Here is a 13,731-nt window from a genome sequence, read left to right as displayed (position 1 = left end):
ATTTATGCGTTGCCCGTTCTGCGGCCATGAAGACAGCCAGGTAAAGGACAGCCGCCCCACCGAAGACGGGGCGGCGATCCGGCGCCGGCGCCAGTGCGAAGGGTGCGCCGCGCGTTTCACGACGTTCGAGCGCATCCAGCTGCGCGACCTGTGGGTCGTGAAAAGCGCGGGCGACGGCGGATCGCGCCGTGAGCCGTTCGAACGCGAGAAGCTGCAACGTTCGATAGCCATCGCGACGCGCAAGCGCCCGATCGAACCGGTGCGCATCGAAAAGCTGATCAGCGGCATCCAGCGCCAGTTGGAAACGCTGGGCGACAGCGAAGTATCGTCGAAGCGGATCGGCGAACTGGTGATGGAGGGGCTGAAGGGCCTCGATTCGGTCGCCTATATCCGCTTCGCCAGCGTCTATCGCGACTTCAGCGAGGCGCGCGATTTCGAGGAGTTCGCCGGCTCCGTGGAACAGGCGGGGCGCGAAGCATGAGCGAGACCAATCCCCCCGCAATCGTTCTGGTGCGGCCGCAGCTTGGCGAGAATATCGGCAAGGCCGCGCGCGCGATGCTCAATTTCGGGCTGACCGACATGCGCCTCGTCGCGCCGCGCGACGGCTGGCCCAACCCCAAGGCGGGGCCGGCGGCGAGCGGCGCGGACCTCGTGCTGGAACGCGCCCGCGTCTACGACACGGTTCAGGACGCGATCGCCGATTGCGCGCACGTCTATGCGACGACCGTCCGCAAGCGCGGCATCACCAAGCCGGTGGTGACGCCCGAAGTCGCCGCCAAGGCGATCCACGACGCGGGCGAACGCTCGGCCATCCTGTTCGGGCCGGAACGGTCGGGGCTGGAAACCGACGACGTCGCGCTCGCCCGCACGATCATCACCGTGCCGATCAACCCCGAATTCGGCAGCCTCAACCTCGCCCAGGCGGTGATCCTGGTGGCGTACGAATGGTCGAAGGGCGTCAGCCTCGCGCAGCCGTCGCTGACCGAGATCGACGCTCCGGCACCGCAGACCGAACTGGACGGCATGATCGCGCAGCTCGACGACATGCTGGAGCGGGCGAATTTCTTCTTCCCGCCCGATCGCGTGCCCGCGACCCGGCGGACGCTGCGGACATTGCTGACCAAGCCCGGCTGGTCGTCGCAGGAAGTGCGCACGCTGCGCGGCGTGCTGTCGGCGCTGGATGGCGCAAAGGAACGACGCAGCGAGCGGTAGGGCGGCGGCCGTTCCTCCCTAGGTTCGTCAAGCCTGCGAAGGCGGGAATCCAGACACGCTATCGTCGCAGATGGAGCCGGAAGGCCAGCCCGTCTGGACTCCCGTCTCCGCAGGAATGACGGTTGACGGTCGGGGTGGAATTTGCCGACTCTTCCCGTCACCCCGGACTCGTTCCGGGGTCCACTCTGCGGCGAGGGGGGAGTCTCGAGGCTCGAACCTTCCCCAGCGGCCCGGGGGACCCCGGACCAAATCCGGGGTGACGACGACTGCGGGGAGCCGCCGTCGCCCCCGCTGCGCCGCGCGTGTTGGATCGAACGCCGCGCGCTGCCATCGAAACAGCAGGACAAGTCACTGCAATACAACGATGATCCGCGACCGCGCTTTTTCCCGCTGTCCTACACGCCACGCCGCGGGCTAGGGTTCGCCACTCGCCATATGCCGACCGCGGCCATGGCGCGCTCTTTGTCAGTGGTGCAAGAACCGAAACGATGGGGCCCGAACGTTTCCGTTCAGGTGTTCATGTTGTCTATGTTCGCCGCGCGCGCGTCGAACTGCGTCAGCTCATACGCGATCGACGCTTCGACCAGCTGCTCCCAAAGGTCCGCGATCACGTCGCCGGGCAGCCCCGCCGCCTCGGCCGCGGCGCGGGCGTTCGCGATCACCTGCGCCTTGCGGCCTTCGTCGCGCACCGCGCCGCGCTCCGGCTTGATGCGGGCGGCGGCGTCCATATAGGCGAAGCGACGGGCAAGCAGCGCGACCAGCTCGCGGTCGACCTGGTCGACGCCCGCGCGGACCTCGGTCATGGTGGTGCAATCGGGGCCGGGCAGCGTCGTCGTCATGCGCGCTTCTGTAGCGGTGCCGCGGGACTTGTCGAGCATTGCGCTTTTCCTGCAACGGGAATTGCGTCATAACTGTTGCCTCTTTTGTACCGGAGGCGTCGTCCATGTCCCTGATCGCTCTCGCCTTGATCGCCACGGCGGCACAGACGCCCGACCCGGCGCCGTCCCCCGCGGCGGACAAGCCGATCTGCCGCCGCGAGCTGCCGATCGGGTCGTACCTGCCGGTACGCACCTGCCACACCAAGGCGCAATGGGCGCAGATCGACGAGGCGAACGGCCGCGCCGCCAGCGATGCGCGTCGCGCCAACGACGCGCGCAGCGGCACGATCCCCAATCGCTGATCCCGACCGCCGACGGACGCCCGCGACTCCACCTGCGATTGACAGCGCGCCGCCCCTCCGCTAGGCGCGCGCCTTCGCAACAGCCCCCGCACCCCGGTGAAGCGGTGGGCCTGCCTTCCCTCGGGATCAGCAGCGCGAAACCGGGATCAGCCTCGATCGCGATTCGTCACGGTCGGGATCACGTCGTTACAGTTGCCAAGGAATTATCATGTCGAAGCGCCATAGCGCCAAGCACAAGCTCGACCGTCGTCTCGGCGAGAACATCTGGGGCCGCCCGAAGTCGCCGGTCAACAAGCGCGAATACGGCCCGGGCCAGCACGGCCAGCGCCGCAAGGGCAAGGTGTCGGACTACGGCATCCAGCTGCGCGCCAAGCAGAAGCTCAAGGGCTATTACGGCGACGTCACCGAGAAGCAGTTCCGTGCGTGCTACCACGAAGCCGCGCGCATGAAGGGCGACACCAGCCAGAACCTGATCGGCCTGCTCGAGCAGCGTCTCGACATGATCGTCTATCGCGCCAAGTATGCGCCGACGATCTTCGCGGCGCGCCAGCTGGTCAGCCACGGTCACGTCCGCGTTAACGGCGTGAAGTGCAACGTCGCGTCGCGTCGCTGCTTCGTCGGCGACGAGATCACGCTGGGCACCAAGGCCAAGGAAATGGCGCTGGTGCTCGAGGCCCAGAACCTCGCCGAGCGTGAAATCCCCGATTACGTCGCACCGGACGGCAACGCCAAGGTGACCTTCGTCCGCGTGCCGACGCTGGACGAGGTGCCCTATCCGGTGAAGATGGAGCCGAACCTGGTCGTCGAGTTCTACTCGCGTTAATCGCGACGAACATCGAGAGAGACAGAGAGGGCGGTCCTGCGGGGCCGCCCTTTTTCGTTGGCGGCGACTCCCCTCGTCACCCCGGCCGAAGAGCCGGGGTCCAGCTTCTTCCCACGTTGCGCCAAAAAAGCGGGATCCGGGTCAAGCCCGGGGTGACGAACCAAGGTGGGCCGGGTCACAAGCCGCGTGGACAAGCCTCGCGCCCCACGCCACAAGGCGCAGCAACGCTGACCTTGCCGGAGCTTCACTTGCGCCGCTTTCTCCTGCCCGCCCTGCTCGCTGCCGTCGCGACCCCGGCCATCGCCCAGACCGCGCCCGACATCTCCGTCGACACGATGAAGGCGGTCACCAAGACGCTTTCTTCCGATGTGTTCGAAGGCCGCGCACCGGGCAGTGCGGGCGAGACCAAGACGCTCGCCTATCTGCAACAGCAATTCGCCAAGGCGGGGCTGAAGCCGGGCAACAAGGGCCAATGGCTGCAGGACGTGCCGCTGGTCGAGATCACCGCGAAAAACGTCACGCCGTTGACGATCACCGGCGGCAAGACCCCGCTCAGCTTCGCCTACGGCCCGGACATGGTCGTCGGCACCTATCGCGTCACGCCGCATATCGACGTGACGAACAGCGACGTCGTGTTCGCCGGCTATGGGATCGTCGCGCCCGAGAAGGGCTGGAACGATTACGCCGGGCTCGATGTGAAGGGGAAGACCGTCGTCGTCCTCATCAACGATCCCGACTGGCAGACGCCGGAGGCCAAAGGCCTCTTCAACGGCCGCGCGATGACCTATTACGGGCGCTGGACGTACAAATATGAAGAGGCCGCGCGGCAGGGGGCCGCTGCCGTGCTGATCGTCCACCAGACCGAGCCGGCGGCTTATGGCTGGAACGTCGTGCGCTCCAGCAACACCGGCGCCGAACATGTCGCCGATGCGGCGGACGGGCATATGGGCGACAGCGCCGCGCATGGCTGGATCCAACTCGATTCGGCGCGCAAGCTGTTCGCCAGCGCCGGCAAGGATTTCGACGCGCTTGCCGCGGCCGCAAAGGTGAAGGGGTTCAAGCCCGTCGACCTGGGCGTGAGGGCGTCGGTCAGCTTCGACAACACGATCGCCAAGCAGGTGTCGCACAATGTCGTCGGCATCCTGCCCGGTCGCGAGGCGCCCGACGAATATGTCCTGCTGTCGGCGCATTGGGATCACCTCGGCCGCTGCACGCCGGTGAACGGTGATGATATCTGCAACGGTGCGGTCGACAATGCCGATGGCGTCGCGGCGCTGGTCGCGCTGGCGCAGGCCAATGCCAAGGCGGGGCCGCCGCGCCGTTCGATGGTGTTCGTCGCGCTGACGGCCGAGGAATCGGGGCTGCTCGGCTCGGCCTATTATGGCGAGAACCCGGTCTATCCGCTGGCGAAGACGGTGGGCGGGGCGAACATGGATGCGCTCGCCATGTACGGGCCGGCCAAGGACGTGATCGTGATCGGGCCGGGCAAGTCGGAGCTCGACAATTATCTGAACGCCGCGCTGAAGCGACAGGGCCGGCATGCGACGCCCGAGCCGACGCCGGAAAAGGGCTTCTACTACCGCTCCGATCATTTCAGCCTGGCGAAGCATGGCGTGCCGATGGTCTATTTCGAAACGGGGCAGGACCTGGTGAAGGGTGGGCTTGCCGCGGGCCGCGCCGCCGCCGAGGATTATGAGGAGCATCGCTACCACGCGCCGTCCGACGAATATGATCCGAACTGGGACTGGAGCGGGGTGCAGCAGGACGTCGCGCTCTATTATATGCTGAGCCGCGATCTCGCGGAGAGCCGCGCCTGGCCGAACTGGCTGCCCGGTGACGAATTCCGCAGCATCCGCGACAAGAGCCGTGCCACCGTAACCGGAGTAGCCAAGTGACGACTATCGCCCCGCCGCCCGCCGAATGGGCGCCGCATTCGGCCGTGTGGATCGGCTTTCCGAGCCACGCCGATCTGTGGGTCGAGGATCTGGAGCCGGCGCGCGAGGAGGTCGTCGCCTTCGCCCGTGCCGTCCACGCCGAGGGGCGGGGCGAAAAGGTGATCCTGGTCGCCGCCGATGCCGAGGCAGGCGACACCGCGATGACCATGGCGCCTTTTGCCGAGGTGGTGGTCGAACCGTTCGGCGACATCTGGCTGCGCGACACCGCGCCGATCCTGCTGAGCAGCGAAGAGGCGCGCGACTTCGACTTCAACGGCTGGGGCGGCAAATACGATCTGGAGGGCGACGACACGATCGGGCTGCGGCTCGGCAAGTCGATCGGCGCCAAGGTCGGCTATTGCAACTGGGTGCTGGAAGGCGGAGCGATCGATGGCGACGGTACCGGCACGATGGTGACGACCGAGCAATGCCTGCTCAACCCCAATCGCAATCCGACGATGACCAAGGCCGATATCGAGCGCCGGCTGCGCGAGGATCTGGGCTATACGCGCGTCGTCTGGCTGGGTGACGGCCTGCTCAACGACCACACCGACGGCCATGTCGACAACCTCGCCCGCTTCGTCGGCGAGGGGCGCGTCGCTTTGCCGAAGGCGGCGGAGAACGACCCCAATTGGCAGGTCTTCCAGCATGCCGAGCGCGATGCGCGCGCCGCGGGGCTGGAGGTGGTGCTGATCCCGTCGCCCGGCCGCGTGCTGCGCGACGAAGAGGTGGTGCCGGCCAGCTACATGAACTTCTACATCGGCAATGCCGCGGTGGTCGTGCCGCTGTACGGCAGCGAGAACGACGCTGCGGCGGTGGCGGCGATCCAGGCGATCTTCCCCGATCGCGAGGTGGTGGGCCTGCATGCGGACCATATCCTGACCGGCGGCGGCAGCTTCCACTGCATCAGCCAGCAGATCCCCGCCTGATCGCATGGCGGCACTGCTGGTCCGGGCCGGCGTGTCGGGCATCATCGTCGCACTGGTGGCACTGATCGCGCGGCGCAGCCCGGCGGCGGGTGCGCTGGTGGCGTCGCTGCCGCTCGTTTCCGTGCTCGGCATGATCTGGCTGTGGCACGACACGGGTGACCCCGTCCGGCTGGCGGACCATGCCCAGGCGACGCTGTGGTATGTGTTGCCCTCGCTGCCGATGTTCCTCGTGATCCCGGCGTTGCTGCGGCATGGCGTCGGCTTCTGGCCGGCGCTCGCCAGCGGTTGCGCTGTCACAGTTGCGCTCTATCTCGCCACCGTTGCGGTCGCCGCGCGATTCGGCGTCACCCTGTAGGAACCGTCATGACCGAAATCACCGTCGCTGCGCTGCAGCTTGCCTTTTCGAACGACATCGACGCGAACATCGCCAATGTGTCGCGCCTGGTACGCGAGGCGGCGGGGCAGGGCGCCAGCGTGATCCTGCCGCCCGAATTGTTCGAGGGCGAATATTTCTGCCGCGTCGAGGACGAGGGCCTGTTCGCCAACGCCGCCCCCGTCGGCGAGCATAAGGCGGTGCTCGCCATGCAGGCGCTGGCCGAGGCGCTGAAGGTGACGATCCCGACCAGCTTCTTCGAGGCGGACGGGCCGCATTATTACAACAGCCTCGCGATGATCGGCCCCGACGGCGAAGTGCAGGGTGTCTATCGCAAGAGCCACATTCCCGACGGCCCGGGTTACGAGGAAAAGTTCTACTTCCGCCCCGGCAACACCGGGTTCAAGGTGTGGCCGGCACCGCAGACCGCCCCGGGCTGGACGCTGGGCGTCGGCGTGTGCTGGGACCAATGGTATCCCGAAACCGCGCGCGCGATGATGCTGATGGGGGCGGAACTGCTGTTCTACCCGACCGCGATCGGCAGCGAGCCGCATGATACCAGTCTCGACACCGCGCGGCTGTGGCGGCGCGCGATGGTGGGTCATGCGGTCAGCAACGTGGTGCCGATCGTCGCCGCCAACCGCGTCGGCATGGAGCATGACCAGACCTTTTACGGCACCAGCTTCATCGCCGATGAGCGCGGTGATATCCTCGCCGAACTCGACCGCGAGGAAGAGGGCGTGATCGTCGCGACGCTCGACCTCGCCCGTATCCGCCGCCACCGCGCCGCCTTCGGCTTCTTCCGCGACCGTCGGCCGGAGCTGTACGGCCGCCTCGTTCAGGACGTCTGAGCGAGCGCCACCGCGCGGACGAAGACGGCCTCGAACATCTCTTCGTCGACACGGCCGGTGTTCTGATTGTAGCGTGACGGGTGATAGCTATCGATCAGCATCCGCCCGTCCGGCATGCGATGTTCGGCGCCATGTCCGAACGTCGCCTTGGGCAGCCGGCCGCCCAGCACCTTTACCGCCGACTGATGCGCGATCTGGCCGAGTGCGACGACGACGCGGACATTGGGCAGCGCTGCGATCTCGGCGTCGAGATACTGGCGGCAGGTGCGGATTTCCTCCGGCGTCGGCTTGTTGGCGGGCGGCAAACACTTCACCGCGTTGAGGATGATCGCGCCCTTGAGCGCGATATCGTCGGTCGGGCGGTTGGCGAAGGTGCCGGTGGCGAGGCCTACCTTCCCCAGCGTCGCGAACAGCAGCGTCCCCGAATGGTCGCCGGTGAAGGCGCGGCCGGTGCGGTTGGCGCCGTGCAGGCCGGGAGCGAGGCCGACGATCGCGATCGTCGCGTCCGGGTCGCCGAAGGCGGGCACCGGGGCGTTCCACCACGTCGGGTTCTGTTCGCGCAACGCCTCGCGCGCCGCGACGAGGCGGGGGCAGAGCGGGCAGTCCCGCGGCGGCTCCACGGGAAAAAGGGCCGTGGGTGGGGCGGCGTCTGGGCTCTCGGGGAGGCTATCGGATGCGATCGTCATCGGCATCGCCTAAGGCGTGGGAATGGCAACGGCAATCTATGCGATCGGGATCGGATCGAACCGGCGGGGGCGACATGGCGGTCCGGCGGACGAGGTGCGTGCCGCGATCGCGGCGATCGGTGGTGTCGTCACCACGTCCCCCATCATCGCGACCGCGCCGCTCGGCCCCTCGATCCGTCGTTTCGCCAATGCGGCGATCCTGATCGAAAGCGACGAGGCCCCGCCGATGCTGCTCGCGCGGCTCAAGCGAATCGAGGCGGCGTTCGGGCGTCGCCGCGGACGGCGCTGGGGGGCGCGGGTGATCGACCTCGATATCCTGTTGTGGTCGGGCGGCGTCTGGCAGAGCGCCGGGCTGACGGTGCCGCATGCCGCGCTGGCCGAGCGGGCGTTCGTGCTCGCCCCGTTGCGGCGGATCGCGGCGGGCTGGCGGGTGCCGGGCGTCATGCGGACGATCCGCCAATTGGCGCACATGGTTGACCGGCCGCGTCCCCGCCCCTAGGTGCCCCCAATCGATGGCGGGGGTCCGTAGCTCAGTCGGTAGAGCAAGCGACTTTTAATCGAGAGGTCCCGGGTTCGAGCCCCGGCGGACCCACCATCGACGTGTATCAGGGGCGCCCATCCCGTCCCACACCCCTTGCAAACCCCCAGAAAACCGTGTGATCGAATGGCGCAAGGCGTCCCATCCGATACCACCCAAGGTCAGGTCGTCTGGGGGTATGCTGGGGGTACGAGATCAAAGGATTGGGGGTATCATGCCGCTAACGGACACGCAGGCCCGCAAAGCCCTCCCCGGCGAGAAGCCGTACAAGCTGGCCGATTCGGCCGGCCTCCATCTGTTCGTCACCACCAAAGGCTTCAAATCCTGGCGGTTGAAGTACCGTTTCGCCGGAAAAGAGAAGCTGCTTGTGCTCGGCGCATATCCTGAGGTGTCGCTGAAGGAGGCGCGCGATCGGCGCGACCGCGCGCGCGCCGAGCTGCGCGATCACAAGGATCCGGGCCTCGAAGAGCGGAAGCGCGAGATGGCGGCGCACGCGGCCGCCGGCGCGACGTTCAAGGTCGTCGCGATGCGCTGGTACGAGGCGCAGTGCCCGCGCTGGTCGCCAGTGCAGCGCAAGAAGGTGATCCAGGCGCTCGAGCGCGACGTGTTCCCGTCGATCGGCGCGCTGCCCCTGATCGACATCGATGGGCCGATGGTGCTGCGGATGCTGCGCAAGGTCGAGGCGCGCGGCGCGATCGATACCGCCAAGCGCATTCGCCAGCACGTTTCGGCCGTCTTCGGCTACGGCATCGCCGAGGGGCTGGCGGCGCACGATCCGGCCGCCGGCATCAAGCGCGCGCTGAAGCCGACGCCGACCGGCGGAAAGCAGCCGGCGCTGAAGGACCTCGCGGCAGCGCGCCAGCTGCTCGCCGACATGGACGCCTCGACGTCGGGCCCGATGGTGAAGCTGGCATCGCGCCTGCTCGCCCTTACCGCGGTGCGGCCGGGAATCCTGCGCGCCGCGCCCTGGTCGGAGTTCGAGGGCATCGACTGGTCGGAGCCGAAGGCGGCGGCGCCGGCGGCGCTGTGGCGTATCCCGGCGGCACGCATGAAGCTCGCGCTCGAGAACAAGGCCGACGAGGCGTTTGAACACGTCGTGCCGCTGCCGGCGCAGGCCGTCGAGGTGCTGCGAGCGTTGCGGCGCCTTACCGGCAAATTCCCGTTCATCGTCCACAGCGTGCGATCGACGCACCAGCCGATGAGCGAGAACACGCTCGGCTACATGTACGTGCGCAACGGCTATAGCGGCCGCCACGTGCCGCACGGCTGGCGGTCGACATTCTCGACCATCATGAACGAATATGCGGTGGAGCAGCGGCGGCCGGACGATCGTGCGATCATCGACGGCATGCTGGCGCACCGCGCAAAGGGCACCTCGGGATCGGAGATGGCGTACAACCGCGCCGCTTATATGCCGCGGCGGCGTGAGCTGGCGCAAGTGTGGGCGGATCTCCTGACCGCCGATCTATTGCCCGCCAACGATCTGCTGGACGGGCAGGACCGCTAAGCCGCGGCCTGCCACTCCATCGGCGCCGCGATCCATGCGGCCACGTCGCTTTCGTACCAAGCGACGCAATTCGCCCCGATCCGGCGGGGCGCCGGAAACTCGCCTTTGTCGGCTTTCCGATAGATCGTCGTCCGGGATAGCCCGGTTCGGCGGATCACGTCCGGCAGGCGCAGGAAGACGTCGTTTCGACGATCCACCGCCTCAACCCTTCCCATGATGCTCACTTCGCTTTCCTCCAGATAATCGGCTGCTGATCCCGCGGGATGCGCGAGCGCCCGCGGGCCATGGGGTGCTTCGGCGCGCCGGATAGCGTGGTGCCGAGGCAGATGAGATCGACCCCGATCAGGTCGGCGGCGCAATCCGCGAACCGTGTCGCCTGACCTTCGAAGTCACCATCGTTGCCCCAGGCTACGAGCAACCGGCGATCGCCCATCGTGGCGGCGACGAGCATCGCCTCGCGCCCGCGCCGCAGGTTGACGTCGTCCAGCCGAGCGGCGGCGCTCTTCATTATCGACGGGTGGGGCGATCGCCAGCCGTACAGGTTGACCACTGCCAGCCCCCCGTATCCCCACAGACGCCCGAAATGGATCAGCGTAAGGAGGGTTGGATCGTCAACGGCGGCGTCGGCCGTCGACGGGTTGAGCATGCAGACGACGAGCTTGGGGAGGGCGGTGTCCCATTCCCGCTCAAGCCAATAGCGGTAGAGGCCGCACGGGCTGATCTCGGCGGCGCGGCGCATCACTATATCAGACCCCACAGTCGCGCTCCTATCGATTTGCGGCGGGGTGGACGGGCTGCCAAGACAAGGGCCACGATCGCCAGCGTCTGCGCGACTTCGGCTTTACGCTCGGCTTCGGCCAAGCGCGCGGGCACGTCCGGGTTCATGGGCGGGGTCATAGCCACCTCGTCTTGTGCGGAAAGCCGTCGATTACAGGCGGTTTGCCGGCCGCGACGTTCGCACGGCATAGCTTGCACCGGCCTTCAGTCCCTGGCGCGCTACGAAAGATCGAAAAGCGCTCGCCGTCCGACCGGTTCCAGCCGTAGCCACACATCGGCCACAGCTCGCCATCCTCCATCATGGCATAGGTGTGGCTGAGCGCGTTTTCGTCGTTGCGGCATTGGCCACTGCGGTAGCCAACGACGCCGGGCGCCATCGGTGCTTCGTCCATCACGACATCTCCCCGCAGCCGCGGCCCACCAGCTCGCCATTGGCGCCGCCGGTGAAGTCGCGCCAATGCACCCAGCCTTTCGGGCAGTGGAAGCCCCATTCGCGCAGCTTCGGCCCCGTCATAAACAGCGTGATCGCGCGCTCGCCGGGCAATATCTCGAGCCGTTGCGCCGCCTCGGCCGGCCGGCTGCCCGACCAACCCGCCTCGCGCAGGAATGACCCGTCCGGGGTGTGCTCGACATACCGACCCGCCAGCACGAACGAGGTGTTCGGCCACGGATGGTCGTGGAGCGCGCGATCGTCATCGCTGCGGAGGATCTCATGCAGGTAGACGTTGCACTGCTCGTTGCGCGGCACCTGCCACCAGCGGCGCAGGTACGGTGCGGATGCTTCGCCGATGACGAAGTCGGGCTGCCGCAGCATCTGCGCCGCCGCCCAGGCCACCATCTGGTCGGGCGTTGCATAGGCGATCGCGCTCATCGTGGCGCCTTCGTGCTTTCGAGTAGGATATCGCCCGCCATCAGTAGTCACCTACCGAGGTGGATACGGCGTGTTCGTCGATCTCGATGATCGTGCCGCATGCGAAGTAGGCCCGCAGTGTCTGCTCCAGCCCGTAGCTGCTGCCGAAATGCTTCGACGACTTGATGTCGTGCTCGCGGAGCGTCGCGCTGCTGATCTTCCCGTCCCCTCCGATCAGAAGGCGGAAATCGCACCGGTACTTATCGCGCTCGGCATGGACGGCGTCCTCGTCGAGATAGACCCAGGCGGAGCCATACTCATTGCGCTCGACAATCACCGTTATGACGTCGCCGTAACCGTCATCCTCGTGTCGCTTGCGCATGGCATCAGCGATCTGGGACAGCTTGATCGTGGCGGGCGCCAGTTGAAGCAGCTCGGCAACGTCCTCGGACAGGCGGCCGGCAATCACCGGCGCAACGCATGCTTCGATTTGGGCCTTCACCATCGCAGCGACGACATTCCCGTAGGTCGGCAGGTCAAGTCGGTCGACCCGGAGGGCCTCCTCCACCGATTTCTTGATCAGCTGACCGATGTCGCTGTAGGACCGCAGCGCGCCGTCCACGGCTTCCACGACCAGCTTCTCGACGCGCTTGTCGACCTGATCTTCGATAAATTCGGGCGTCATCTTGGCCGCCACGGCGGCGCTGATGATGCTGCTCATATTACTCAACGGTTCGGTCGTGCTCATCGTTTGGCATCCTTCCTGCGCTGGAGGGCTGCGATCGCCTCATCCAGAGTGTCGTTGGTCATGACGAAGTCGGCATCCTTGCCCGCGGCCTCCGCGGTGGGATTGCGAACGACGAGGGTCAGCTTCGCGCCTGGCTTGAACCGGTCGGCGATGTCGTTGAGCAGCACGCTGACCGCCGCCTGCGTTGCGGTGAGGCGGTGATCGGTCACGCGACGGCTCCCTGAAGCAAGTGGCTCTCGAGCATGAAGGGCAGGCAGTGCGGGCCGCGCGGCATCACGGCCGTCGCCATGCGCCATGCCACCCCCTCTTCGAACCGCTCGGCGCCGATGTGCTCGACGATCGCGCGTGCCGCGGCGAATGGGTCGCCGATGATACCTTCGAACGTCAGCTGCAGCATCGGCCATCCCGACAGATCGGCGGCGGCGAGCGCGCGCCGCGCGCGCGGCTCATCGCGGCGGATCGACTGCGCCATCGCCTTGCGCATCGCGCGGCTGGGGCTGGCGTCGATCAGCTTGATCTGGCTGCGGCCCTGTTGCTCGGGATCGCGGGTCAGCCAGATCGTGCGATAGGACCGCCCGGCCGGCGGCGGTACGCGCTGCGGGTCGAGCACCTTCACGGCGCGGCCCTCGCACCTCGCCAGCCACGCGGCCGGGTTGAGGCTGCGCTGACGATCGGTGTCCATGTCCTCGAAATCGGGGAAAGTGCCAACGGTGGCGATATCACCTGCCGCCAGCATCTGCATGACCATCGACGTGCCACAGCGGCCTAGGCCGGCGACGATCACCGTGGGTAGCGGCGTCGCCGGCACCTGATCACGCAGATTGCGATAGTCGCCGTCGCGCCGCGGCCACAGGTGGGCCGTCTCGTTACCGTCCCACCGGCGCCATTCGTCATCGCGAAGGCGGTGCGAACGCGCTACTTGGTCGGCGCTGACGTAATGGCGCTGTCCGTCGGTGCGGGATATGACCTCCCCGCCAGCCACAACCCATTGGCGGACCGGGTCGCGGCGGATCATGCGCGCACCTGAAGGGCTGGCGCGGCGGCGGCCTCGTCACCGCGGCGCTGGGGGAGTGCCGACGGCACAAGCGCGTCCGAGGCGGCTGGTGGAAGGGGTACGGTCATCGGGTCGATGTGGCCGGTGGCGAGGCGCCAGATCCGGCGCCACTGCGGCGCGACCGTTTCGACCATCGTGAAGACGGCGACCTCGGCGATCGCGATCAGGCACAGCCAGCCGACGATATGAAGAAAGGTGTCGCGGGTCATGTCAGACCTCCTGTGCGAGGGCGGCGGCGCGGGCATCCTCGACCCACTTCGCGCCGGCGG

General features: G+C 67.3%; 20 protein-coding genes and 1 tRNA gene. 11 read left to right on the top strand and 10 right to left on the bottom strand.

The window, feature by feature from the left end; all coding sequences use genetic code 11:
• The first annotated feature begins 4 nt into the window (after positions 1-4).
• Both nrdR and ACGVWT_RS18040 read left to right on the top strand, forming a co-directional pair.
• Complete coding sequence (nrdR, locus tag ACGVWT_RS18045; protein ID WP_116462854.1) at positions 5-481, top strand: transcriptional regulator NrdR; 477 nt, start codon at positions 5-7, stop codon at positions 479-481.
• Entirely contained in the window at positions 478-1,212 is a 735-nt protein-coding gene (locus ACGVWT_RS18040) for an RNA methyltransferase (protein WP_315462647.1), read from the top strand. Before nrdR ends, ACGVWT_RS18040 begins: the two co-directional genes overlap by 4 nt.
• Before the next feature lie 509 nt (positions 1,213-1,721).
• Here the strand turns inward: ACGVWT_RS18040 and ACGVWT_RS18035 are convergent.
• The gene (locus tag ACGVWT_RS18035) at positions 1,722-2,051 is read right to left on the bottom strand and encodes a chorismate mutase (protein WP_315462694.1); all 330 of its coding nucleotides are present in this window, start codon (positions 2,049-2,051) and stop codon (positions 1,722-1,724) included.
• 104 nt (positions 2,052-2,155) lie between these two features.
• Between ACGVWT_RS18035 and ACGVWT_RS18030 the strand changes: the two genes are divergently transcribed.
• The 6 genes from ACGVWT_RS18030 to aguB all read left to right on the top strand — a co-directional run bounded on the left by ACGVWT_RS18030 (position 2,156) and on the right by aguB (position 7,302).
• Positions 2,156-2,392 (top strand): hypothetical protein, encoded by a 237-nt coding sequence (locus ACGVWT_RS18030; RefSeq protein WP_315462648.1) that lies wholly within the window; start codon positions 2,156-2,158, stop codon positions 2,390-2,392.
• Between the two features lie 208 nt (positions 2,393-2,600).
• A complete protein-coding gene (gene rpsD / locus ACGVWT_RS18025) occupies positions 2,601-3,215 on the top strand; it encodes a 30S ribosomal protein S4 (RefSeq protein WP_017977340.1) in 615 nt (204 codons plus the stop codon).
• A 248-nt stretch (positions 3,216-3,463) separates the two neighbouring features.
• Positions 3,464-5,110, top strand: a complete 1,647-nt coding sequence (locus ACGVWT_RS18020; protein WP_315462649.1) for a M28 family metallopeptidase — start codon at positions 3,464-3,466, stop codon at positions 5,108-5,110.
• Positions 5,107-6,078 (top strand): agmatine deiminase family protein, encoded by a 972-nt coding sequence (locus ACGVWT_RS18015; RefSeq protein WP_315462650.1) that lies wholly within the window; start codon positions 5,107-5,109, stop codon positions 6,076-6,078. The genes ACGVWT_RS18020 and ACGVWT_RS18015 overlap by 4 nt, the downstream gene beginning before the upstream one ends.
• A 4-nt stretch (positions 6,079-6,082) precedes the next feature.
• Complete coding sequence (locus tag ACGVWT_RS18010; protein ID WP_017977343.1) at positions 6,083-6,433, top strand: DUF3147 family protein; 351 nt, start codon at positions 6,083-6,085, stop codon at positions 6,431-6,433.
• A gap of 8 nt (positions 6,434-6,441) precedes the next feature.
• Positions 6,442-7,302, top strand: coding sequence for an N-carbamoylputrescine amidase (gene aguB / locus ACGVWT_RS18005; RefSeq protein WP_315462651.1), 861 nt, complete (start codon positions 6,442-6,444; stop codon positions 7,300-7,302).
• Here aguB and ACGVWT_RS18000 read toward each other — a convergent pair.
• A complete protein-coding gene (locus ACGVWT_RS18000; RefSeq protein ID WP_315462652.1) occupies positions 7,290-7,988 on the bottom strand; it encodes a uracil-DNA glycosylase in 699 nt (232 codons plus the stop codon). The two genes, aguB and ACGVWT_RS18000, sit on opposite strands and share 13 nt — an antisense overlap.
• A gap of 22 nt (positions 7,989-8,010) precedes the next feature.
• Between ACGVWT_RS18000 and folK the strand changes: the two genes are divergently transcribed.
• The 3 genes from folK to ACGVWT_RS17985 all read left to right on the top strand — a co-directional run bounded on the left by folK (position 8,011) and on the right by ACGVWT_RS17985 (position 10,033).
• Positions 8,011-8,487, top strand: a complete 477-nt coding sequence (folK, locus tag ACGVWT_RS17995) for a 2-amino-4-hydroxy-6-hydroxymethyldihydropteridine diphosphokinase (RefSeq protein WP_315462653.1) — start codon at positions 8,011-8,013, stop codon at positions 8,485-8,487.
• 20 nt (positions 8,488-8,507) lie between these two features.
• Positions 8,508-8,583: transfer RNA gene (locus tag ACGVWT_RS17990), tRNA-Lys, on the top strand.
• Between the two features lie 157 nt (positions 8,584-8,740).
• Positions 8,741-10,033 carry an integrase arm-type DNA-binding domain-containing protein gene (locus ACGVWT_RS17985; protein WP_331360851.1) on the top strand — a complete coding sequence of 431 codons (1,293 nt, stop codon included), beginning with the start codon at positions 8,741-8,743 and terminating at the stop codon, positions 10,031-10,033.
• Here the strand turns inward: ACGVWT_RS17985 and ACGVWT_RS17980 are convergent.
• From ACGVWT_RS17980 to ACGVWT_RS17945, 8 genes are all read right to left on the bottom strand, one after another.
• The gene (locus ACGVWT_RS17980; RefSeq protein ID WP_315462655.1) at positions 10,030-10,230 is read right to left on the bottom strand and encodes an AlpA family phage regulatory protein; all 201 of its coding nucleotides are present in this window, start codon (positions 10,228-10,230) and stop codon (positions 10,030-10,032) included. The two genes, ACGVWT_RS17985 and ACGVWT_RS17980, sit on opposite strands and share 4 nt — an antisense overlap.
• A 23-nt stretch (positions 10,231-10,253) precedes the next feature.
• Entirely contained in the window at positions 10,254-10,772 is a 519-nt protein-coding gene (locus ACGVWT_RS17975) for a DUF1643 domain-containing protein (RefSeq protein ID WP_394427611.1), read from the bottom strand.
• 154 nt (positions 10,773-10,926) lie between these two features.
• Entirely contained in the window at positions 10,927-11,202 is a 276-nt protein-coding gene (locus tag ACGVWT_RS17970; RefSeq protein ID WP_394427609.1) for a hypothetical protein, read from the bottom strand.
• Positions 11,202-11,681 carry a hypothetical protein gene (locus ACGVWT_RS17965; RefSeq protein WP_394427607.1) on the bottom strand — a complete coding sequence of 160 codons (480 nt, stop codon included), beginning with the start codon at positions 11,679-11,681 and terminating at the stop codon, positions 11,202-11,204. Before ACGVWT_RS17965 ends, ACGVWT_RS17970 begins: the two co-directional genes overlap by 1 nt.
• A 40-nt stretch (positions 11,682-11,721) precedes the next feature.
• Entirely contained in the window at positions 11,722-12,408 is a 687-nt protein-coding gene (locus tag ACGVWT_RS17960; protein WP_394427605.1) for a hypothetical protein, read from the bottom strand.
• Positions 12,405-12,617 (bottom strand): hypothetical protein, encoded by a 213-nt coding sequence (locus ACGVWT_RS17955; protein WP_394427603.1) that lies wholly within the window; start codon positions 12,615-12,617, stop codon positions 12,405-12,407. Before ACGVWT_RS17955 ends, ACGVWT_RS17960 begins: the two co-directional genes overlap by 4 nt.
• Entirely contained in the window at positions 12,614-13,423 is an 810-nt protein-coding gene (locus ACGVWT_RS17950) for a hypothetical protein (protein WP_394427601.1), read from the bottom strand. The genes ACGVWT_RS17955 and ACGVWT_RS17950 overlap by 4 nt, the downstream gene beginning before the upstream one ends.
• Positions 13,420-13,671 (bottom strand): hypothetical protein, encoded by a 252-nt coding sequence (locus tag ACGVWT_RS17945; protein WP_394427599.1) that lies wholly within the window; start codon positions 13,669-13,671, stop codon positions 13,420-13,422. Before ACGVWT_RS17945 ends, ACGVWT_RS17950 begins: the two co-directional genes overlap by 4 nt.
• Positions 13,672-13,731: the final 60 nt, after the last annotated feature.

The organism is Sphingomonas sp. S6, from assembly GCF_043498045.1.
Classification (GTDB): Bacteria; Pseudomonadota; Alphaproteobacteria; order Sphingomonadales; family Sphingomonadaceae; genus Sphingomonas.
This window is presented reverse-complemented; position numbering and strand designations above follow the sequence as displayed.

Bases quoted from the DNA above. Each gene is read 5' to 3' on its own strand.
- nrdR (WP_116462854.1), top strand. From the start codon at position 5: ATGCGTTGCCCGTTCTGCGGCCATGAAGACAGCCAGGTAAAGGACAGC.
- ACGVWT_RS18040 (WP_315462647.1), top strand. From the start codon at position 478: ATGAGCGAGACCAATCCCCCCGCAATCGTTCTGGTGCGGCCGCAGCTT.
- ACGVWT_RS18035 (WP_315462694.1), bottom strand. From the start codon at position 2,051: ATGACGACGACGCTGCCCGGCCCCGATTGCACCACCATGACCGAGGTC.
- ACGVWT_RS18030 (WP_315462648.1), top strand. From the start codon at position 2,156: ATGTCCCTGATCGCTCTCGCCTTGATCGCCACGGCGGCACAGACGCCC.
- rpsD (WP_017977340.1), top strand. From the start codon at position 2,601: ATGTCGAAGCGCCATAGCGCCAAGCACAAGCTCGACCGTCGTCTCGGC.
- ACGVWT_RS18010 (WP_017977343.1), top strand. From the start codon at position 6,083: ATGGCGGCACTGCTGGTCCGGGCCGGCGTGTCGGGCATCATCGTCGCA.
- aguB (WP_315462651.1), top strand. From the start codon at position 6,442: ATGACCGAAATCACCGTCGCTGCGCTGCAGCTTGCCTTTTCGAACGAC.
- ACGVWT_RS18000 (WP_315462652.1), bottom strand. From the start codon at position 7,988: ATGACGATCGCATCCGATAGCCTCCCCGAGAGCCCAGACGCCGCCCCA.
- folK (WP_315462653.1), top strand. From the start codon at position 8,011: ATGGCAACGGCAATCTATGCGATCGGGATCGGATCGAACCGGCGGGGG.
- ACGVWT_RS17985 (WP_331360851.1), top strand. From the start codon at position 8,741: ATGCCGCTAACGGACACGCAGGCCCGCAAAGCCCTCCCCGGCGAGAAG.
- ACGVWT_RS17975 (WP_394427611.1), bottom strand. From the start codon at position 10,772: ATGCGCCGCGCCGCCGAGATCAGCCCGTGCGGCCTCTACCGCTATTGG.
- ACGVWT_RS17970 (WP_394427609.1), bottom strand. From the start codon at position 11,202: ATGGACGAAGCACCGATGGCGCCCGGCGTCGTTGGCTACCGCAGTGGC.
- ACGVWT_RS17965 (WP_394427607.1), bottom strand. From the start codon at position 11,681: ATGAGCGCGATCGCCTATGCAACGCCCGACCAGATGGTGGCCTGGGCG.
- ACGVWT_RS17960 (WP_394427605.1), bottom strand. From the start codon at position 12,408: ATGAGCACGACCGAACCGTTGAGTAATATGAGCAGCATCATCAGCGCC.
- ACGVWT_RS17950 (WP_394427601.1), bottom strand. From the start codon at position 13,423: ATGATCCGCCGCGACCCGGTCCGCCAATGGGTTGTGGCTGGCGGGGAG.
- ACGVWT_RS17945 (WP_394427599.1), bottom strand. From the start codon at position 13,671: ATGACCCGCGACACCTTTCTTCATATCGTCGGCTGGCTGTGCCTGATC.